Source organism: Citrobacter sp. Cpo012 (genome assembly GCF_030333015.1).
Classification (GTDB): Bacteria; Pseudomonadota; Gammaproteobacteria; order Enterobacterales; family Enterobacteriaceae; genus Citrobacter; species Citrobacter portucalensis.
On record NZ_JAOWGR010000032.1, the window covers coordinates 1 to 19,619 of the forward strand.

Annotated in this window: 19 protein-coding genes; 5 read left to right on the forward strand and 14 right to left on the reverse strand. The window is 51.9% G+C overall.

The features are described from left to right. Positions 1–197: 197 nt before the first annotated feature. The 5 genes from yqaB (at position 198) to OGX90_RS03880 (ending at position 5,204) form a co-directional block, all read left to right on the forward strand. Positions 198–764, forward strand: coding sequence for a fructose-1-phosphate/6-phosphogluconate phosphatase (gene yqaB, locus OGX90_RS03860; protein ID WP_003825960.1), 567 nt, complete (start codon positions 198–200; stop codon positions 762–764). Continuing rightward, a complete protein-coding gene (locus tag OGX90_RS03865; protein ID WP_003825961.1) occupies positions 761–1,189 on the forward strand; it encodes a YqaA family protein in 429 nt (142 codons plus the stop codon). Before yqaB ends, OGX90_RS03865 begins: the two co-directional genes overlap by 4 nt. Before the next feature lie 77 nt (positions 1,190–1,266). Then, positions 1,267–2,823 (forward strand): glutamate--cysteine ligase, encoded by a 1,557-nt coding sequence (gshA, locus tag OGX90_RS03870; protein WP_008785615.1) that lies wholly within the window; start codon positions 1,267–1,269, stop codon positions 2,821–2,823. A 149-nt stretch (positions 2,824–2,972) separates the two neighbouring features. Beyond that, on the forward strand, positions 2,973–3,488 hold the full coding sequence (luxS, locus tag OGX90_RS03875) for an S-ribosylhomocysteine lyase (protein ID WP_003037312.1): 516 nt from the start codon (positions 2,973–2,975) through the stop codon (positions 3,486–3,488). 345 nt (positions 3,489–3,833) lie between these two features. Then, positions 3,834–5,204 (forward strand): carbohydrate porin, encoded by a 1,371-nt coding sequence (locus OGX90_RS03880; RefSeq protein ID WP_286623186.1) that lies wholly within the window; start codon positions 3,834–3,836, stop codon positions 5,202–5,204. Positions 5,205–5,252: 48 nt separating this feature from the next. Here OGX90_RS03880 and emrB read toward each other — a convergent pair whose 3' ends face one another. The 14 genes from emrB to OGX90_RS03950 all read right to left on the reverse strand — a co-directional run bounded on the left by emrB (position 5,253) and on the right by OGX90_RS03950 (position 19,541). Beyond that, a complete protein-coding gene (gene emrB / locus OGX90_RS03885) occupies positions 5,253–6,791 on the reverse strand; it encodes a multidrug efflux MFS transporter permease subunit EmrB (RefSeq protein WP_003825966.1) in 1,539 nt (512 codons plus the stop codon). Positions 6,792–6,807: 16 nt separating this feature from the next. Then, a complete protein-coding gene (gene emrA, locus OGX90_RS03890; protein WP_003825968.1) occupies positions 6,808–7,980 on the reverse strand; it encodes a multidrug efflux MFS transporter periplasmic adaptor subunit EmrA in 1,173 nt (390 codons plus the stop codon). 129 nt (positions 7,981–8,109) lie between these two features. Continuing rightward, positions 8,110–8,640, reverse strand: coding sequence for a multidrug efflux transporter EmrAB transcriptional repressor EmrR (gene emrR / locus OGX90_RS03895; protein ID WP_003037300.1), 531 nt, complete (start codon positions 8,638–8,640; stop codon positions 8,110–8,112). A 90-nt stretch (positions 8,641–8,730) separates the two neighbouring features. After that, complete coding sequence (ygaH, locus tag OGX90_RS03900; RefSeq protein ID WP_003825969.1) at positions 8,731–9,066, reverse strand: L-valine transporter subunit YgaH; 336 nt, start codon at positions 9,064–9,066, stop codon at positions 8,731–8,733. Beyond that, positions 9,056–9,793: an AzlC family ABC transporter permease gene (locus OGX90_RS03905; RefSeq protein WP_003825971.1), complete on the reverse strand. Its 738-nt coding sequence runs from the start codon at positions 9,791–9,793 to the stop codon at positions 9,056–9,058. Before OGX90_RS03905 ends, ygaH begins: the two co-directional genes overlap by 11 nt. A 122-nt stretch (positions 9,794–9,915) precedes the next feature. After that, positions 9,916–11,100 (reverse strand): MFS transporter, encoded by a 1,185-nt coding sequence (locus tag OGX90_RS03910; protein ID WP_071445458.1) that lies wholly within the window; start codon positions 11,098–11,100, stop codon positions 9,916–9,918. Positions 11,101–11,290: 190 nt separating this feature from the next. Then, positions 11,291–12,286 carry a glycine betaine/L-proline ABC transporter substrate-binding protein ProX gene (proX, locus tag OGX90_RS03915; RefSeq protein WP_003825976.1) on the reverse strand — a complete coding sequence of 332 codons (996 nt, stop codon included), beginning with the start codon at positions 12,284–12,286 and terminating at the stop codon, positions 11,291–11,293. Between the two features lie 189 nt (positions 12,287–12,475). Then, entirely contained in the window at positions 12,476–13,540 is a 1,065-nt protein-coding gene (proW, locus tag OGX90_RS03920) for a glycine betaine/L-proline ABC transporter permease ProW (RefSeq protein ID WP_032944705.1), read from the reverse strand. Continuing rightward, a complete protein-coding gene (proV, locus tag OGX90_RS03925; protein ID WP_003825980.1) occupies positions 13,533–14,735 on the reverse strand; it encodes a glycine betaine/L-proline ABC transporter ATP-binding protein ProV in 1,203 nt (400 codons plus the stop codon). Before proV ends, proW begins: the two co-directional genes overlap by 8 nt. Before the next feature lie 354 nt (positions 14,736–15,089). Beyond that, positions 15,090–16,049: a class 1b ribonucleoside-diphosphate reductase subunit beta gene (gene nrdF / locus OGX90_RS03930; RefSeq protein WP_286623188.1), complete on the reverse strand. Its 960-nt coding sequence runs from the start codon at positions 16,047–16,049 to the stop codon at positions 15,090–15,092. Positions 16,050–16,059: 10 nt separating this feature from the next. Beyond that, positions 16,060–18,204 (reverse strand): class 1b ribonucleoside-diphosphate reductase subunit alpha, encoded by a 2,145-nt coding sequence (gene nrdE / locus OGX90_RS03935; protein ID WP_286623190.1) that lies wholly within the window; start codon positions 18,202–18,204, stop codon positions 16,060–16,062. Further along, positions 18,177–18,587, reverse strand: a complete 411-nt coding sequence (nrdI, locus tag OGX90_RS03940) for a class Ib ribonucleoside-diphosphate reductase assembly flavoprotein NrdI (protein WP_267452023.1) — start codon at positions 18,585–18,587, stop codon at positions 18,177–18,179. The genes nrdE and nrdI overlap by 28 nt, the downstream gene beginning before the upstream one ends. Beyond that, positions 18,584–18,829, reverse strand: coding sequence for a glutaredoxin-like protein NrdH (gene nrdH / locus OGX90_RS03945; RefSeq protein WP_032944700.1), 246 nt, complete (start codon positions 18,827–18,829; stop codon positions 18,584–18,586). Before nrdH ends, nrdI begins: the two co-directional genes overlap by 4 nt. Before the next feature lie 280 nt (positions 18,830–19,109). After that, the gene (locus OGX90_RS03950) at positions 19,110–19,541 is read right to left on the reverse strand and encodes a carboxymuconolactone decarboxylase family protein (protein WP_003825991.1); all 432 of its coding nucleotides are present in this window, start codon (positions 19,539–19,541) and stop codon (positions 19,110–19,112) included. Between the last annotated feature and the right edge of the window lie 78 nt (positions 19,542–19,619).

Here is a 19,619-nt window from a genome sequence, read left to right on the forward strand (position 1 = left end):
CATCCGTAGCTCAGCTGGATAGAGTACTCGGCTACGAACCGAGCGGTCGGAGGTTCGAATCCTCCCGGATGCACCATCTTGTCCCTCCCTCTAAATCATTTCCACATACTCTCTGAACACCCCTCAATTCGCTGTCAGCGACAAAATCAATCAATTACGATAAAATAACGTCTGGTCACTCGGCTTGTGAGAAGACGATGTACGAACGTTATGCGGGTTTGATTTTTGATATGGATGGTACCATCCTGGATACCGAGCCTACGCATCGTAAGGCGTGGCATGAGGTATTGGGGCATTATGGACTACGGTTTGATGAACATGCCATGGTCGCTCTCAATGGTTCCCCAACGTGGCGTATTGCGCAGTCGGTAATTGAATTGAACCATGCCGATCTTGATCCTCATGCACTGGCACGTGAAAAAACCGACAAGGTGAGAAGCATGCTGCTGGATAGCGTCCAGCCTTTGCCGTTGGTTGATGTTGTGAAAGCCTGGCATGGTCGTCGTCCTATGTCGGTAGGTACGGGTAGTGAAAGCGCAATTGCAGAAGCGCTGCTCGCTCACCTTGGTCTGCGTCGCTATTTTGATGCTGTAGTCGCAGCCGATCACGTACAACACCATAAACCGGCTCCTGATACGTTTTTGCTTTGTGCCGAACGTATGGGGGTTGTTCCGGCTCGTTGCGTCGTGTTTGAAGATGCCGATTTTGGAATACAGGCGGCGCATGCCGCGGGAATGGATGCCGTGGATGTCCGGTTATTGTGAGTGATGGACTGTCGCTCCTGTCACTGTTTGCCAGCAGTTTTCTCAGTGCCACGCTATTACCCGGCAATTCTGAAGTTGTTCTGGTTGCTTTGTTGGTTTCCGGGGTCAGTCATCCCTGGGTCTTAGTCTTAACAGCAACAATGGGTAATAGCCTTGGAGGGTTAACTAACGTTATCCTTGGGCGTTTCTTTCCATTGCGTAAAACATCGCGCTGGCAAGAAAAAGCCACAGGCTGGCTGCGGCGCTATGGCGCTGTCACACTATTATTAAGCTGGATGCCGGTTGTGGGGGATTTGCTGTGCCTGTTAGCCGGGTGGATGCGCATCTCGTGGGGCCCAGTTCTCTTTTTCTTATGCCTTGGCAAGGCGCTGCGCTATGTTGTTGTCGCAGCGGTTACGACACAAGGCATTATGTGGTGGCACTAATTGTGTTGTGGGATAGCCTTCAGGGTAACCAATACCATTATGCTAATTAAAACGATTTTGACAGGCGGGAGGTCAATTTGATCCCGGACGTATCACAGGCGCTGGCCTGGCTGGAAAACCATCCTCAGGCGTTAAAGGGGATTCAACGTGGTCTGGAGCGCGAAACGCTGCGTGTTAATGCAGATGGGTCATTAGCAACGACAGGCCATCCTGAGGTGTTAGGCTCAGCGCTAACGCATAAGTGGATAACCACTGACTTTGCCGAAGCATTGCTGGAGTTCATTACTCCACCCGGTGACGACATTGAGAAAATGCTCACGTTCATGCGCGACTTACATCGTTATACCGCCAGAAATCTTGGCGACGAGCGTATGTGGCCGTTGAGCATGCCTTGCTATATTGCCGAAGGTCAGGATATCGAACTGGCGCAGTATGGTTCGTCGAATACCGGTCGCCTGAAGACGCTGTACCGTGAAGGCCTCAAAAACCGCTATGGCGCGTTGATGCAGACAATCTCGGGCGTACACTACAACTTCTCGCTGCCTATGGCTTTCTGGCAGGCGAAATGCGGTGTAACCGAAGGTGAGGATGCTAAAGAGAAAATCTCCGCGGGCTACTTCCGTCTGATCCGCAACTACTACCGTTTTGGTTGGGTGATTCCGTATTTGTTTGGTGCCTCCCCGGCCATTTGTTCCTCATTCCTGCAAGGAAAACCAACAACTCTGCCGTTTGAAAAAACCGACTGTGGGATGTATTACCTGCCGTACGCAACGTCGCTGCGTCTGAGTGATTTGGGCTATACCAATAAGTCGCAAAGCAATCTCGGAATTACGTTTAACGATTTGCATGAGTATGTGGCAGGATTAAAGCGCGCGATTAAGACGCCTTCCGAGGAGTACGCGGCGATCGGTCTGGAGAAAGACGGTAAGCGTCTGCAAATTAACAGCAATGTTCTGCAGATTGAAAATGAGCTGTATGCGCCTATTCGCCCGAAACGCGTCACTCGTCGTGGAGAAACGCCATCAGATGCGCTTCTGCGTGGCGGTATCGAGTACATCGAAGTACGCTCGCTGGATATCAACCCGTTCTCGCCTATCGGCGTGGACGAGCAGCAGGTGCGCTTCCTCGATCTGTTTATGGTCTGGTGTGCGCTGGCTGATGCCCCGGAAATGAGCAGCGATGAATTGCTGTGTACGCGTAAAAACTGGAATCGCGTGATTCTCGAAGGGCGTAAGCCTGGGCTGACGTTAGGTATTGGCTGTGAAACAGCCCAGTTCCCGCTGCCGAAGGTTGGGAAAGATTTGTTCCGCGATCTGAAACGCGTGGCACAAACGCTGGACAGCATCGATGGGGGAGAGGAGTATCAGAAGGTCTGTGATGAACTGGTTGCCTGTTTTGACAATCCTGAACTGACTTTCTCTGCCCGGATCCTACGGTCTATGATTGATGAAGGCATTGGCGGTACGGGCAAAGCGTTGGGTGAGGCTTACCGAAATCTGCTGCGTGAAGAGCCGTTAGAAATAGTGCAGGAAGCTGAATTTATTGCTGAAACCGAGGCTTCAAAGCGTCGTCAGCAGGAGATCGAAGCGGCTGATACTGAGCCGTTTAGCGTGTGGCTGGAAAAGCACGCTTGATACAAAAGAAAAAGGCCACTCGGGAGTGGCCAAAATTTCATCTCTGAAAACAGGGATGATGATAACAAATGCGCGTCTTTCATATACTCAGACTCGCCCCGGAACAAAGAGTTCAGATTATTTTTAAAAAATTTATCGGAGGTGGCTAAATGCCGTTGTTAGATAGTTTTACTGTCGATCACACCCGGATGGAAGCTCCCGCGGTCCGGGTTGCAAAAACGATGAACACCCCGCATGGCGACGCAATCACCGTGTTTGATCTGCGTTTCTGCATTCCGAACAAAGAAGTGATGCCTGAGAAAGGTATCCATACGCTGGAACACCTGTTTGCAGGTTTTATGCGTAACCACCTTAACGGTAACGGCGTTGAGATTATCGATATCTCTCCGATGGGATGCCGTACCGGCTTCTACATGAGCCTGATTGGTACGCCGGACGAACAGCGCGTAGCCGACGCGTGGAAAGCGGCAATGGCAGACGTGCTGAAAGTACAGGATCAGAACCAGATCCCGGAGCTGAACGTTTACCAGTGCGGTACGTATCAGATGCACTCTCTTAGCGAAGCACAGGATATCGCGCGTCATATTCTGGAGCGTGATGTACGCGTGAACAGCAATGAAGAGCTGGCGCTACCTAAAGAGAAACTGCAGGAACTGCATATTTAGTCTTATTGATTAGCTGTTCCAGTATTTAAATTAACCCCGGTTTATGTCCGGGGTTTTTTATTGCTTAATATAATGTGTGTTTATTATATTTGCTGCGAGAATACATTTTAATTTAAATGATGCCTGACCTGTTAAATAATAAAGTGTGATCTGGCAAGCAGAAAGAGGCGGATAAATAACGATGCCAGAGTGTATTGATCACATAAACTAAAAAACATAAATAATTAATAGAAAAACATAATGGAATGCGCCAGATATCCGGGTAATAACAAGACTCTTTTAATAGCCGGTAGATAGGGTTTTTATCAAATCTTATCTGGTATACATTAAACTTTAGGGATGAAAATGAAGGCTAAATATTTGGCGCTGATGATCGGTGCTTGCTTTTCTCATAACCTTTGGGCAGCAAATAATATCACTATTGAGCAGCGTCTGGCTGAACTAGAGCAACGTGTTGTTAATGCCGAAAAACGGGCATCCGATGCCGAGGCACAAATTCGCTCGCTGAAGCAGCAGCAGGTCGCTGCTACGCCGACGGTGAATGTCCAGTCTGCCGAGCCGATTGCAGCAGGTGAAACTCCGCCTAAGCTGACATTATCTGGCTTCAGCGATATTAAGTTCTATGGCGATGTCGAATTTAATATGGATGCGGCAAGCCGTTCCGGTAGCCTGACATCGACGAGAACGTCAGCGAATAAAGATTGGGCACCAGGAACCAATGAACGCTGGGATATTAACGGACGCCTGTTGCTGGGCTTTGATGGCTACCAGCGGCGGGACAACGGTAATTTTGCAGGGTTCTCGGTACAGCCTCTGGCGGACCTGACCGGAAAAATGAACCTCGATGATGCCGTTTTCTTCTTTGGTCGTGAGAATGACTGGAAAATTAAGGTTGGTCGTTTTGAAGCCTACGATATGTTCCCGCTGAATCAGGATACGTTTGTTGAATATTCGGGGAATACAGCGAACGATCTCTACAGTGACGGTTACGGCTACATCTATATGATGAAAGAAGGACGGGGACGTAGCGACAGCGGGGGTAACTTCCTGCTGAGCAAAACCATCGACAACTGGTATTTCGAAGTTAACACATTGCTGGAAAATGGCAGTACGTTATATACCGAGAAGCAGTACCACGGAATGGATTTAACCAACGATAAAAACGTGGTTTACGTCCGTCCGGTTATCGCCTGGCAAAACGGGCGTTTTTCAACGGCGATAGCGATGGAAAGTAACGTCGTTAACAACGCCTACGGTTATTACCAAAATGGGACGTGGATCGATCAGTCAGATCGTACGGGCTATGGTTTTACCATGACCTGGAATGGTCAAAAAACGGACCCGGAAGATGGCGCAGTGATTAACCTGAATACCGCCTATATGGATGCGACCGATGAGACAGATTTTACCGCTGGGGTGAATGCGTTGTGGCATCGATTTGAACTGGGTTATATCTATGCGCATAACAAAATCGAAGCCTTCAATGCTACCAATATCGATGCCGTTTGTGAGGACGATTGCTGGATCACCGATCCCGGCAATTATGACATTCACACTATTCATGCCTCATATTTATTCCCCAATGTGATGGATATGAAAAACTTTAACATCTACCTCGGTGCCTATGCTTCATGGGTAGAGGCCAATCCGAATAATGGTGATAACAGCGAAGATGCGCGTTACGGCGGGCGTCTGAGATTCAAATATTACTTCTGATTGTAGGTCTAATAAAAAAGGGATCCGCAGATCCCTTTTATCAGATAGCTAGTGTGCGCCACCGCCGCCGCCGCCCGCACCGAAGGGCGGTTTGGCGAACCACACCAGGCCAAGCAGGACCAGGAAGATCCCCGCCGACATCCAGAAGATTTCGTTAGCGGAAATAATCAGCCCCTGATTGGTGATCTGCTGAGCTATCCAACCTGAAGCCTGCTGGTGCGTCATCCCTAAATCTTGCAGCTTATCGTACATAGCCTGTGCATTTGGGTTGTAGGGGTTAACAGATTCCGTTAGCTGAGCATGGTGCAGCGACTCGCGGTTTGTCCACATTGTCGTCGTAATCGATGTGCCAATGGAACCTGCCAGCGTTCGCGTAAAGTTCGACAAGCTGGATGCCGCCGCCAGACGCTCTGGCGGTAAGCCGGACAACGTAATGGTGGTTAACGGCATAAAGAAGCAGGCTACCGCGAACCCCTGAATAAACTGCGGCCAGGCCGATGCGCCAAAGTCCATACCCGGCTCGAACGTCCACGCACGCCAGTAGAAACAGACGGCGTACATAATAAAACTGAATGTTACCAGCCGACGCATATCCAGCTTGTGCGCGAAGCGGCCGATAATCGGAGACAGGATCACCGGAATCACCCCAACCGGCGCTGACGCCAGACCAGCCCAGGTTGCCGTATAGCCGTATACCTCCTGCAACAGCTGCGGCAACAGTACGATTGCGCCGAAGTAGAGCATATAGGCCAGACTGATACACAGACAGCCGATGGTAAAGTTGCGCGACTTAAACAGCGAGAGATCGACAATGGGGTGCTCGTCGGTAAGCTCCCAGACGATCAGGAAGCTGATAGCGACAACGGCGACCACCGTCAGGATGATAATCTCCTGCGAGGCGAACCAGTCCAGCTCTTTGCCGCGGTCGAGCATAATCTGCAAACTGCCGATACCGATGACCAGCAGTGCCAGACCAATGGCGTCAATGCGCCGCTGCTCGGTTTTGGTTTCCCGACCGCGCAGGGTTTGCAGTGTCATCAATACCACCACAGCCCCGATAGGCACGTTGATAAAAAATATCCAGCCCCAGTGATAGTTGTCGCTGATATAGCCCCCAAGAATAGGACCACATATCGGGGCAACAATCACCGTCATCGACCATAGCGCGAGGGCGATGGAACGCTTGGCGGGTGGATAGTTATTCAGCAACAGGCTCTGTGACAGCGGAATTAATGGACCGGCGACAATACCCTGAATTACGCGGAAGAAAATCAGCATGTTCAGGCTGGTGGACATCCCGCATGCCCATGACGCAATGACGAAGGCGATAGTTGACCACATAAAGAGTCTTACTTCGCCAAAGCGTTTTGCCAGCCAGCCGGTGATCGGAATAGAGATAGCGTTCGCCACCCCGAATGAGGTGATCACCCAGGTTCCCTGGCTCAGTGAAGAGCCGAGGTTCCCGGCGATAGTGGGGATCGCCACGTTAGCAATGGTGGAGTCCAGCACCTGCATGAATGTCGCCAGGGACAGCGCGATCGTCATAATGACGAGCTGCGCGCCTTCCAGCGGTTTTTGCTGTTGCATCACACGCACCTTTGAATTAGCCCGCGTTGGCCCGCACGATCTCTTCGATCATCTTATTGACCGGAGCAAGGTTGATTTCACGTGCATTACTTTCTGATACCGGCGTGGTACGAACCTGGCTTGCCAGAATTTGTCCGTCACGATTTGAGGTATCTACCGTAACCAGCGTAGACAAACCAATACGTAATGGATGCTGTGCCAGTTGCTGCGCATCCAGTTCGATACGTACCGGCAGACGCTGGACGACTTTGATCCAGTTGCCGGTTGCGTTTTGCGCCGGCAGCAGGGAGAAGGCGCTGCCCGTACCCATATCGAGACCGACAACTTTACCGGTATATTTTACGTCATCGCCGTAAATATCGCTGATAACGGTCGCCGGTTGGCCGATACGCATGTGTGCGAGCTGTGTTTCTTTGAAGTTGGCATCTACCCACAGGTTAGTGGCCGGAACAACCGCCATCAGCGGCGTGGTTGGGCTAATTTGTGCACCAGGCTGTACGGCGCGACGGGATACATAACCGGTCATTGGGCTGACAATTCTGGTACGTTCCAGCGCCAGCCAGGCATTGCGCACTTCGGTGGCAGCCTGTTGCACAGCGGGCTGATCTTCCAGCTTGCTACCCAGAATCATCGCCTGGTTAGCATTATATTGTTGGATCGCGACATCAAGCTGGGCCTGAGCGCTGGCGACGGCATCACGAGCGTGTTGCAGCTCTTCGCGGCCAATCAGGTTGGCATTACCCAGCGGAACTCGGCGATTAAAGTCGCTTTGTGCCTGCGCCAGTGCGGTTTTCTGCACTTCAATACTTGCCTGTAACTGCTTGCTGTTGATCATCAACTGGTGCGTCTGACGCACGCTGGAAGCCAGCGCAGTTTTGGCTTTTTCAAATGCCTGCTTTGCGTCTGTCTGGTCGAGGGTGACCAGCACATCGCCTTGTTTTACAAAGTCAGTGTTATCAGCCCAGACTTTCGTCACGCTGCCTGATACCTGAGCCATGATTTGAACCTGGTTCCCTGCCACGTACGCATCGTCTGTCTCTTCGACATGACGAAGTACTAAAAACCAATAAATCCCATATGCCACGGCAATGATAATAAAGAGCAAGGTCAGAAGGAGTAGCATACTTTTACGTTTGCCATTCTTCTTGACCGGTTGCTGCGGGGTTTGAGTCTCCGCATTTGCGCTCATGTTGTTCTCCACGATCTTATTTTTTTCACATCGGCTGAGCCGACCTGTTTATCAGACAGGCCAGCAGTATGCGTGCTGGCCTGTCGGTTTTTTCATTTATAAATCTGGATTTCTGAGCGAGTCAGCGCGTTAGCGCAGCGCTTCTAACACCGCGCCATCCTGCTCCATCTGATCAAGACGGGTCAGAAGTTTACGGGTAATTTGCTCAAGCTGATCTTTTTCGGTGGTGCTAAGAGACGACCAGAGCTGATGCAGGCAGTTATGCTGAGGCGGTAACACCTCTTGCAAAAAAGCATGGCCTTTCTCGGTCAATTGCAGATGCAGACAGCGGCGATCGTTATCGCTTTCACGACGTTCGATCCAGCCACGTTTTTCTAACTCATCCGCAATGCGGGTAGCGTTAGTGCGTGACGAGCCAAGCGCGCAACTCAGTTCAGAAGGCTGAATACTGTGGTTTTCCTGAGACTCCAGCGTAATCAACGCCATAAACAATGTCTCGTTAATCCCTTGAGCTTTCAGCATCTTATTGCGGTTTTCCAGCAACTTACCCTGCATGTGCATACAGAGGCGAGTCAGAAGCACTTCCTGATAAGGGAACTCTTCGTAGCGGCTGGCGCGAAATTTTAGCATTTGTTCAATGGGCGTAAACGAACTATCCATTTGGGTATAACCTCATTAATTTCAGCCGATATAGTAACGACAGTGACAAATAAAGTAAATGTATTATTTCTTTAAAATGATTGTTTTTATCTATAAGCCAACAAGCATTTTCCAGGCTAATCCATAGCCCAGAGCACTCAGTAACGTTGGAATGATGATGCTGCGGGTCTTATAGAAGCTTGCGCCCAGTATGACAAACCCCACCAGCGTAGGCACGAACCGACGAGCGTCGTGCATAACTTCTGGTGCGGTAGACACCACCAGCAGGGCGCAAATAGATGCAATGCCAATAGTGTCGAGTAGTATGCCCGTCGCGCCGCGCTTCGTCGGGCGAACATTGCCTACCCCAAGACGGAGTGGCAAATAGCGAAAACAGTAATTAACGCAGCCGACCAACAGGCCAAGTAGCAGAACCTCATAGCTCATCAGGACCTCCCTGCCAAAATGACTGGATGAGCGCCGTCAGGCATCCGCAGACAATACCTGCAAGGATAGCGGCAGGTATGGAAAACAGCATGACGCCAGCCAGCGCCCCGGCCAGGGAGGCAGTCACGCAGAGCGCTTGTTTACGTTGGAATGACGCGAGCAGGAAGCTCATAAACAGCGCCGGGAGCATGAATCCCAGTGCCGCTTCAACCGCCGGGTAATCCTTGAGTAAACCACTGCCGGAAAACGCGCCGATCACCGTACCAAACACCCAGGAGGCCCAGGAGCACAGTGCGATGCCGATCATCCAGTTTTCACTCCAGCGCCGATTATCCCGGACCAGTTTTGCCGTTGCGGCGGCAAAGACTTCATCGGTAAGGCCAAAAGCCCAGAGTGCACTTTTGGGTTTACTCAGTCGCTGGGCTATTCGGCTGCGCAGGGAAGGGCCGTACAAAACATGGCGGACATCCATGGCCATGACGGTAAGGGCGGCGACCCACAGCGAACTGCCCGCAGCGAGCATGGTGGTAATGACAAACTGGCTGGCTCCCGCATAGATAATGCAGGAGAAAAAGACGCTTTCAACCGGCGTAAAGCCAAGGCGAGTGGCATTGAGACCAAATGCAAAAGCGACCGGAATATAGCTGATGACTATTGGTAGGCTGTCTTTGAATCCTTCCGTTAACGTTGCCGAACAGGATTCAGACTGGGGTACAGGGCTTTCCATAGGGTTATAGGTTTCATTACCGAAATTAATATAACTTGGCTCAATGAGTTATAACCTTAGCAGACTGATGGGCTCCTTAACACCCTGTGGAGCCCAATCAGCGGTAAACATGCACTATACGCTTAATTTACGGCTTCCTGACGGTGAAAACCTCGCCACCAGACCACCAGGTTGAGTACGGCAACGGTCGTACCCGCCAGACAAACGCCAGCCCAACCAGCATGCTGCCAGGCGGAGGCTGAAATCAGCGAACCTGCCGCTCCGCCAATAAAATAGCTGGTCATGTATCCGGCGGTCAGGCGATTACGCGCATCCGGATGAATGCGATAGATAACCGTCTGGTTGGTGATGTGTACTCCCTGAACGGTGAGGTCCAACACCAGAATACCGATAATCAGCATGGGGACTGAAGCGTGCCCAAGCCAAATAGCAAGCCAGGAGAGCAGCAGTAATAGCAGTCCTATGGTTGTGGTCAGGTGGGATTTACCTTTATCGGCAAAACCGCCTGCAGGACGTGCGCCTAACGCCCCTGCGGCACCCGCCAGACCGAACAGACCAATCATTCCTTCCGAATAGTTAAACGGCGGCGCGGCGAGCAAAAACGCCATCGAGGTCCACAGGATACTGAAATTGGCAAAAGTCAGGCAGCCCAGCATCGCGCGGGTACGCAGCAATTTATCGTGAATAAACAGGCTGAATACCGAGCCTAACAGCTGAGGATAGTTAAGATGAGTATCGGATTTCATTTTCGGCAGGCCGCGCCACAGCGCAACCGCCATCAGCGCCATTAATACTGATGCGACCCAAAATACGGTGCGCCAGCCGCCAAGATTCGCCAGTAATCCCGCCACGGTGCGCGCCAGCAGAATACCCAGCAGCAGGCCGCTCATAATCGTGCCGACAACCTTCCCGCGCTTGTCCGGTGTGGCAAGCGTTGCCGCCAGCGGAACCAAAATCTGTGCCACTACCGAGAACAACCCGGTCAGAGCGGTGCCGAGAATCAGCATACCCAGCGACTGGCTGCTGGCGGTGATCAGCATGCCGCCAGCCGCGAGCAACGTCATGGAGACAATCAGCATCCGACGTTCAAACATATCGCCGAGCGGCACTAAGAACAGCAGGCCGGCGGCGTAGCCGAGCTGGGCCGCAGTGACGATAAACCCTGCAGTACTGGCAGATAGCGAAAAGTTGCGCGCGATGGTGTCGAGCAGCGGCTGCGCATAATAGTTACTGGCGACGGCGAGGCCGGTGGCAATAGACATTAACAGGATCAGCGAAGGGCTAAGTCCCTGAGTAGTTTTCGTCATTGTTTTCAACTGAGTAATGGGTTGCAGAAAACAATCATAACGGAAGTGATTAAATGTTGCTGATTTGTTGAGTGATGGATTGTGCGATTGGGGGAAGGAGGATAGGCCGGATTAGGTGCATCGCGCCACCATCCGGCATTTATGCGGTTACAGGCCTGATGGCGCTACACTCATCAGGCCTGCGAGTGGGTTATTTCTGCGCGGCCAGCGCTTCGTTCACCCAGCCGTCAAACTGTTGCTGGTGGGCTTTGATCCAGCCGTCAACGTGACCCTGTACGTCGGCTTCAGACGCTTTCCCGTCGTGCATCATTGCGTTCTGCGCGTTGATATCCGCCAGCGGCAGCTTCATGATGGCAAACAGTTTCGCCGCAGCCGGGTTTTTCTCCGCCCAGGCTTTATTGGCGACAATATGCATAGTGTTCACCGGGAAGCCGTAGTTGGCGCCGTTTGGCAGTTTGGTATCAATATCTTTCTGCTCGCCTGGCAGGGAAGAGAACGGCACCTGCAGCCAGACCACATCTTTACCAGGTTTCATTACGTCGCTCACCCAGTACGGTGTCCAGGTGTAGTAAAGAATGGGTTTACCTTCTTTGAAGCGGGTAATGGTGTCGGCCATCATCGCCGCATAGTTACCGTGGCTGACCTCGACGGTTTTTTCCAGATCGAAAGCTTTGTTCTGGTGGTTGATTACTGCTTCACAGCCCCAGCCCGGTGAACAGCCCATCATATCGGCTTTTCCGTCACCGTTGGTGTCAAAGATTTTGGCGATCTTCGGATCTTTTAACTGGGCGATATTGGTGATTTTATATTGCTCAGCGGTTTTCTTGTCGATCAGATAACCCTGTGCGGCACCCGTAACGAATACCCCCTCGCGATAAAACTTTTTGTCTCCGCCCGCAGCGGCGTACATATCATCATGCAGCGGCTGCCAGTTCACGGCGGTAAAAGTTGCATCGCCAGAGGCAATGGAGGTATAGCCGACGTTGTAGTCAACTTCGCTGGTTTTGTTAACGGTGTAACCCAGTTTCTCCAGCGCACGGGCGACTAACTGCGTCTGGAAGGATTCTTCAGAGATAGTGCTCTGGATTGGCTGTACGGTGATGCCTTTGCCCGGCAGGTCGGCAGCGAAAGTGCTGGTGGAGACAAGGGTGGCAAACGCTGTGGCAATAATTACTTTCTGTCGCATCGTTGTTCCTTATTACACTTCATCCTTCAAGCTGCCTCTTTGTTGGCTGCACTCATGCACCCCAGTCACGTACTACTTGTACGCTCCTGGGGATACATTCGTTTGCCGCCGCGATGCAACTTGAATGATTTTGTGTAAGTTAATGAATTGTAGGCCCGGTAAGCAATGCGCCACCGGGCAACGGGTGTATTACTTCGTGAAAGGGCGAGTGATAAGCCCAACGGGACCGGTGGTGTACCAGCGACGGTTGCCACGACTACGCGAGTCGCGACCGACGGCCTGCGTCAGGCGGTCGAGAATGATAGCGAGGATCACAATCCCAACCCCGCCGACGGTGGCAAGCCCCATATCCAGACGACCGATTCCGCGCAGAACCATCTGACCCAGTCCGCCGACGGCAATCATCGACGCGATGACGACCATTGAGAGTGCCAGCATCAGCGTTTGGTTAACCCCAGCCATAATGGTGGGCATTGCCAGCGGGAGCTGCACTTTAAACAGCATCTGACGCGGGCTGGCGCCAAACGAGCGCGAGGCTTCAATCAGATCGGCTGGCACCTGGTTAATCCCCAGAATAGTCAGACGCACGATTGGCGGCAGGGCGAAGATAATCGTCACCACTACGCCCGGGACGTTACCAATACCAAACAGCATGACAATCGGCACCAGATAGACAAACGCGGGCGTGGTTTGCATGGCGTCCAGCAGCGGGCGAACAATTTTTGCTGCTCGTGGACTGCGCGCCAACCAGATCCCCATCGGCAGACCGATCACCACGCAGAACAGCAGCGCGGTCAACACCAGCGCCAGGGTTATCATGGCCTGCGACCACGCGCCGATGGCACCGATAGCAATCAAGGAAATCAGCGTCGCAACGCCCATCCCCACGCCGGAAATCTGCCAGGCAATCAGCGCGAACAGGATAATCGCCACGGGCGCTGGCATACCCAACAGCAGCTGTTGAAAGCCGTTGAGAATGTAATCCACCGGGACACGAATGCCCTGGAAGACCGGACGGAAATGGGTAACGACCCAGTCGATCCCCTCTGTGACCCAACTGTCAAGCGGGATCAGCGTTTTATGGAACGGATCCATAATATTGAAATGCTCTGGTGCCGGCGCGGGTGCGCTGGTCAGCCAGTCCGCACCACCACCGTCAGTGGGTGCGCCTGATGGCGTACTCCAGGCATCAGCATTTTGTGCGGCACTGTCGGCCGCTGGTGTGGTGTCCCACGGATTAGTTTGATCAGCCATTGTTTACCCCCTCACGATCTAAAGCCTGTAACAGCATGCGTTTTGAAATGACGCCCACATACTGCTGTTCCTCATCTACAACCGGCACCGCGCACGGGGCCTGACCGACATGAGAAAGCAACTCGCTGAGAGGGGTTTGTGCATCTACGGCTAACGGCTCATCGATCAATGCCGCTTCAATACCTTGCGCCTGACTTAACGCTGTTTTTAATGAGTCGATAGAGACAACGCCAACGAATTTATTGCCGCGTTCGATCACGTAACCATATTCACGATCTTTGTCCTGCAATAATTGCAGCGCAGAACGTGGACCCACCCCGGGGTTTTTACGAATCAAACCTTCGGGACTACGGCGTGAAATATCTTTCGCGCTAAAGACCTGGCTAATATCGACGCCACGGAAGAAGGTGCGTACATAATCATTGGCCGGATTATTCAGGATTTCATCTGGCGTGCCGACCTGGACCACTTCACCGTTTTGCATAATGGCAATTCTGTCGCCAATGCGCATGGCTTCGTCGAGGTCATGCGATATAAAGACCACGGTACGTTGATGCTTCGCCTGTAGTTTTACCAGCTCATCCTGCATCTCGGTACGAATTAACGGATCGAGAGCTGAGAAGGCTTCATCCATTAATAAGATGTCAGGGTTAATGGCTAATGCGCGGGCGAGGCCCACACGCTGGCGCATCCCCCCGGAAAGTTCATCCGGGTAACCGTGAGCATAATTCTCCAGACCAACCTGGCGCAGCGCATCTAACGCTTTTTCACGACGTTCATCCGCACCTACGCCGGCTAATTCCATGCCGAATGCCGTATTGTCGAGAACCGTCATGTGCGGCATCAGGGCAAAGGACTGGAACACCATCGCAATCTTTTTTCTGCGCACCTCGCGAAGCTCAGCATCGGATATCCGGGCGATGTCTACGCCGTCAATCAATACCTGTCCGCGGGTGGGTTCAATCAGGCGATTGAGAAGGCGTACCATTGTGGATTTACCCGAACCGGATAATCCCATGATGACAAATATCTCGCCTTCTTCAATGGCCAGACTGGCGTTCTTAACGCCAAGCGATAGCCCCGTTTTATCCAGAATCTGCTCTTTTGAAAGTCCTTTTTCAATATATTTGAAGGCTCTCTGGGGATGCTCTCCAAATATCTTATAGAGATTTTTAACTTCTAATTTAATTGCCATGCAATAGAATGATTCCTGTTATTTGTTTATATCGATATATTACCTGATGGAAATAGTGACCTTTTTCTACCCTAACATACTGAGAATCTGAGACAACCCTGAATTTGGTTGTGGCATGAATATTGCCAAAGGCCAAGTGGCGGGACTTCCCGTGATATAAGGGCTGAGCGCGAATGTGAACGGGTTAATATTTTTTGTAAATGGCAATGAAAAATCGCCTGAATTGCTGGAATGCAGGCGAATAATGCGGCTGATATTGAGTGTAGATCACACAATTATATTTGCACGACAAAAGTGTGATCCTGTTAAAATATTTCCGCGAAAAATGTACGGTATTTCCCGTGAAAATGAGCGCTAGAAATTCCAGTCGTCATCTTCTGTTTCGACCGCTTTTCCCATCACATAAGATGAACCGGAACCCGAGAAGAAATCGTGGTTTTCATCAGCGTTGGGCGACAGCGCGGCAAGGATTGCCGGGTTAACCTCCGCCATTTCAGGCGGAAATAGCGCCTCATATCCCAAATTCATTAATGCCTTATTGGCGTTGTAACAAAGGAAGGCTTTGACGTCATCCACCCAGCCGGTTTCTGCATACAACTCTTCCGTATAACGCGCTTCGTTATCATACAATTCCATCAGTAGGTCAAAGGCAAAATTCTTTAACTCCTCGCGTGCGGATTCGGAAATATGCTCCAGACCTTTTTGATATTTATAACCAATGTAATACCCATGAACCGCTTCATCACGAATGATCAGACGAATGAGATCGGCGGTATTGGTCAATTTGCCGCGGCTGGAAAAATACATTGGCAACCAGAAGCCAGAATAGAAGAGGAAGGATTCCAGAAACACGCTGGCTATTTTTTTCTTCAACGGTTCGTCGCTGGCGTAATGTGTCAAAACGATCTGCGCTTTGCGCTGGAGTGGGGTATTTTCCTCACTCCAGGCGTAGGCAGCATCCACGTCTTTGGTCTGGCAAAGGGTAGAGAATATTGAGCTGTATGAACGGGCGTGCACCGCCTCCATAAAGCTGATATTCGACAGCACCGCCTCTTCATGCGGCGTTAACGAATCAGCCATTAACGCTGGCGCTCCGGCAACATTCTGAATGGTGTCGAGCAGCTTCAGCCCGGTAAAAACGCGGATTGTTAACTGCTGTTCGGCGGCGTTCAACGTTTGCCAGGCCGGAATGTCATTGGAGAGCGGGACCTTTTCCGGGAGCCAGAAGTTACTGGTCAGACGGTTCCATACCTCAAGATCTTTATCATCCTCAATCTTGTTCCAGTTGATGGCGCTCACGCGGGATAATGTCATTTTCTCCTCCTTACAGCGCGCATGACACGCAGCCTTCGATTTCGGTGCCTTCCAGCGCCAGCTGGCGTAGTCGGATGTAGTACAGGGATTTGATGCCCTTACGCCAGGCGTAAATCTGCGCTTTATTGATATCGCGCGTGGTGGCGGTATCGGGGAAAAAGAGCGTCAGTGAAAGCCCCTGATCGACATGGCGCGTTGCTTCAGCATAGGTATCAATGATTTTTTGTGGGCCGATCTCATAGGCATCCTGATACAAGGCCAAATTCTCATTGGTCATAAACGGGGCAGGGTAGTAAACGCGCCCGGTTTTGCCCTCTTTGCGAATCTCCACTTTCGACACGATCGGGTGAATGCTTGACGTGGCATGATTGATGTAAGAGATAGAACCGGTGGGTGGAACCGCCTGTAAATTCTGGTTATAAATGCCGTAGCGCATCACATCTTCACGCAGCTGTGACCACATCTCGCGCGTCGGCAGCGTAATGCCGCTGGCGGCAAACAGCGTGCGAACCTTGGCGGTTTTTGGTTGCCAGTCGCCCTGCAGATACTGGTTAAAATACTCGCCGCTGGCGTAGCGCGACTGTTTGAATCCGGCAAAGGTTTGACCGCGCTCGCGGGCGATCTTCATTGACGTATTCAGCGCATGCCAGGTGATGGTATAGAAATAGAGATTGGTGAAATCCAGCCCTTCCGGCGAACCGTAGGCGATCCCTTCCCGCGCCAGATACCCGTGCAGATTCATCTGCCCAAGACCAATCGCGTGCGACGCGCTGTTTCCGGCCTCAATCGAGGGCACGCTGCGGATATGGCTCATGTCCGAAACGGCGGTTAAGCTACGAATCGCCGTTTCCACGGTACGACCAAAGTCGGGTGAATCCATGGTATGGGCAATGTTTAACGAGCCGAGATTGCAGGAAATATCGTGCCCGGTCTGCGCGTAATTGAGATTTTCATCGTAGGTGGAGGCACTGTTAACCTGCAAAATCTCCGAGCACAGGTTGCTCATATTGATCCGACCGGCAATCGGATTGGCGCGATTCACCGTATCTTCAAACATGATGTAAGGATAGCCAGACTCAAACTGGATCTCTGCCAGCCGCTGGAAGAAATCGCGGGCGTTAATGAATTTTTTGCGCACACGTTCGTCGGCAACCAGTTCGTCATACCGCTCACTCACGGCGATATCACCGAAAGGTTTGCCGTAAATCCGTTCCACGTCATACGGTGAGAACAGCGCCATTCGGGCATTTTCTTTCGCCAGTTGAAAGGTAACATCCGGGATCACCACGCCAAGCGAGAGCGTTTTGATGCGGATTTTCTCGTCGGCGTTTTCGCGCTTGGTATCGAGAAAACGTAAAATATCCGGATGGTGTGCGTGCAGATACACTGCCCCCGCACCCTGACGTGCCCCGAGTTGATTCGCATAAGAAAACGCATCTTCCAGCATTTTCATTACTGGGATCACCCCAGATGACTGGTTCTCAATGCGCTTTATGGGCGCTCCTGCCTCGCGCAGGTTGGAGAGCAAAAATGCCACGCCGCCGCCGCGTTTGGAGAGCTGAAGTGCGGAGTTGACCGCCCGACCAATAGACTCCATGTTGTCTTCAATACGCAACAGGAAGCAGGAGACCAGCTCACCGCGTTGCTGTTTGCCGCAGTTTAAAAAGGTTGGTGTGGCGGGCTGAAAGCGCCCGGAGAGCATTTCATCGGTCAGCTGCATCGCGAGCGTTTCATCGCCCTGCGCCAGCGTGAGCGCCACCATTGTGACCCGATCCTCAAAGTCTTCGAGATAGCGCTTACCGTCGAACGTTTTCAGCGTATAGCTGGTGTAGAACTTCCATGCGCCGAGGAACGTCTGGAAACGGAATCCGCTGGCGTGGGCGTGATCGAATAGCTTCAGCACGAACGCGCGATCGTAGCGGGCTAACACGCTGGCATCGTAATAGCCTTCATCCACCAACGTTTCCAGGCGCTCCTGCTGGCTGGCAAACGCCACCGAGTTTGGGCGGACGTGGGTGGCAAAGAAGGCCTCCACCGCCTGATGGTCTTTGTCGAACTGAATGCGCCCGGCTTTATCGTACAGATTCAGCATGGCGTTCAGGGCGTGATAATCCAGCGTTGGCTGCATTACACGTTCTGCGGTTGTCGTTGCCAAAATTCGCTCACTCCTTTTCGAACGTTGTCGATATCGCTTTGGGTGCCCATCAGCTCAAAGCGATAGAGCCACGGCACGCCGCATTTTTGTGAGATGACATCACCCGCGCGACCGTAGGCGTCACCGAAATTACGATTGCCGGAGGCGATCACCCCACGGATTAACGCCCGGTTGTGCGTATCGTTTAAAAAGCGGACCACCTGTCTTGGGACCGCGCCAGCAGTGCCGCCGCCGCCGTAGGACGGCACGATTAATATGTAAGGTTCGTCTACCCGGATCCGCTCGCGTTCGTTAAGCGGAATGCGGATGGCTGGCAGCCCCAGACGCTGCATAAAGCGGTGCGTATTTTCGGAGCTGCTGGAGAAGTAGACGAGCTGACTCATGCGCTGGCCACACGGTGTTCCGGATGCAGACGGTTGATCATGTCCGGACGAAACCCTGACCAACTGGTTTCACCCGCGACCACGACCGGTAGCTGGCGAAACCCTTGATCGCGCAGGCTATCAGCCAAATCGGGTTGTAAATCGACGTTTACCATCTCAAAGTCAAAACCACGGCTTTCCATTGCCCGTTTGGTGGCGTGGCACTGAACACAGTTATTGCGAGTGTAAATAATAATGCTCATGATTCGTATTTCCATTTAAAAATAAAGGATCGGCGCGATAGAGGGCGTCGGGTTGTGTGTGTCCTGATAGGAAAGATACTAGATGTAGTTTTAAAAAGATTCAACCATACAAGATATGGGAATTTTAGATTGATAATGAGCAAGGTGATGAGCGTGGCGGGGCAAGTGGTATGTACCATCGCAGGTTGCCGGATGGCGACGTGTCGCGTCTAATCCGGCCTACAGGAAAGTACTTCCTTGGCCGGATAAGGCATTTATGCCGCCATCCGGCAGCGCAAAATCACATGCGCATCCCCACCGCCAGACGGTTAAAGCAGTTCATCAGACTAATGGCAAATGTCAGGTCGCTAATTTCTTTCGCGCTGAAATGGTCTAGCAGCGGCAGATAAACGTCATCTTCGGCGTGAGTAGTGGCAATCTGGGTGACCGATTCGGCCCACGCCAGCGCCGCACGTTCCTGCTCGCTGAAGTGGTGACTCACCCGCCAGCCTGCCAGTGCGTCCAGTTTGGCCTGCGCAACACCGGATTTGCGCAGTGCTTTACTGTGCATTTCCAGACAAAAGGCGCAGCCATTGATTTGCGAGACCCGCAGGTAAATCAGTTCCGTCAACGTAGGTTCCAGCGCGCAGTTTTCCAGCGCTTGGCTTGCCTGAACCAGAGCGTTATAGATTTCAGGACTGAGTTCGTAATAGGGCTGGCGTAACATTGTCATGGTATTTCTCCTCGTTTGGATGACCCGCAATGTAGCACTATAATGGACTGCAACAGAGAGCCATATTGTTGCCAAAAA

Excerpts from the sequence above, each read along its gene's own strand:
- yqaB (WP_003825960.1), top strand. The coding sequence starts at position 198 with ATGTACGAACGTTATGCGGGTTTGATTTTTGATATGGATGGTACCATC.
- luxS (WP_003037312.1), top strand. The coding sequence starts at position 2,973 with ATGCCGTTGTTAGATAGTTTTACTGTCGATCACACCCGGATGGAAGCT.
- OGX90_RS03880 (WP_286623186.1), top strand. The coding sequence starts at position 3,834 with ATGAAGGCTAAATATTTGGCGCTGATGATCGGTGCTTGCTTTTCTCAT.
- emrB (WP_003825966.1), bottom strand. The coding sequence starts at position 6,791 with ATGCAACAGCAAAAACCGCTGGAAGGCGCGCAGCTCGTCATTATGACG.
- emrA (WP_003825968.1), bottom strand. The coding sequence starts at position 7,980 with ATGAGCGCAAATGCGGAGACTCAAACCCCGCAGCAACCGGTCAAGAAG.
- emrR (WP_003037300.1), bottom strand. The coding sequence starts at position 8,640 with ATGGATAGTTCGTTTACGCCCATTGAACAAATGCTAAAATTTCGCGCC.
- ygaH (WP_003825969.1), bottom strand. The coding sequence starts at position 9,066 with ATGAGCTATGAGGTTCTGCTACTTGGCCTGTTGGTCGGCTGCGTTAAT.
- OGX90_RS03905 (WP_003825971.1), bottom strand. The coding sequence starts at position 9,793 with ATGGAAAGCCCTGTACCCCAGTCTGAATCCTGTTCGGCAACGTTAACG.
- OGX90_RS03910 (WP_071445458.1), bottom strand. The coding sequence starts at position 11,100 with ATGACGAAAACTACTCAGGGACTTAGCCCTTCGCTGATCCTGTTAATG.
- proX (WP_003825976.1), bottom strand. The coding sequence starts at position 12,286 with ATGCGACAGAAAGTAATTATTGCCACAGCGTTTGCCACCCTTGTCTCC.
- proW (WP_032944705.1), bottom strand. The coding sequence starts at position 13,540 with ATGGCTGATCAAACTAATCCGTGGGACACCACACCAGCGGCCGACAGT.
- proV (WP_003825980.1), bottom strand. The coding sequence starts at position 14,735 with ATGGCAATTAAATTAGAAGTTAAAAATCTCTATAAGATATTTGGAGAG.
- nrdF (WP_286623188.1), bottom strand. The coding sequence starts at position 16,049 with ATGACATTATCCCGCGTGAGCGCCATCAACTGGAACAAGATTGAGGAT.
- nrdI (WP_267452023.1), bottom strand. The coding sequence starts at position 18,587 with ATGAGTCAGCTCGTCTACTTCTCCAGCAGCTCCGAAAATACGCACCGC.
- nrdH (WP_032944700.1), bottom strand. The coding sequence starts at position 18,829 with ATGAGCATTATTATTTACACTCGCAATAACTGTGTTCAGTGCCACGCC.
- OGX90_RS03950 (WP_003825991.1), bottom strand. The coding sequence starts at position 19,541 with ATGACAATGTTACGCCAGCCCTATTACGAACTCAGTCCTGAAATCTAT.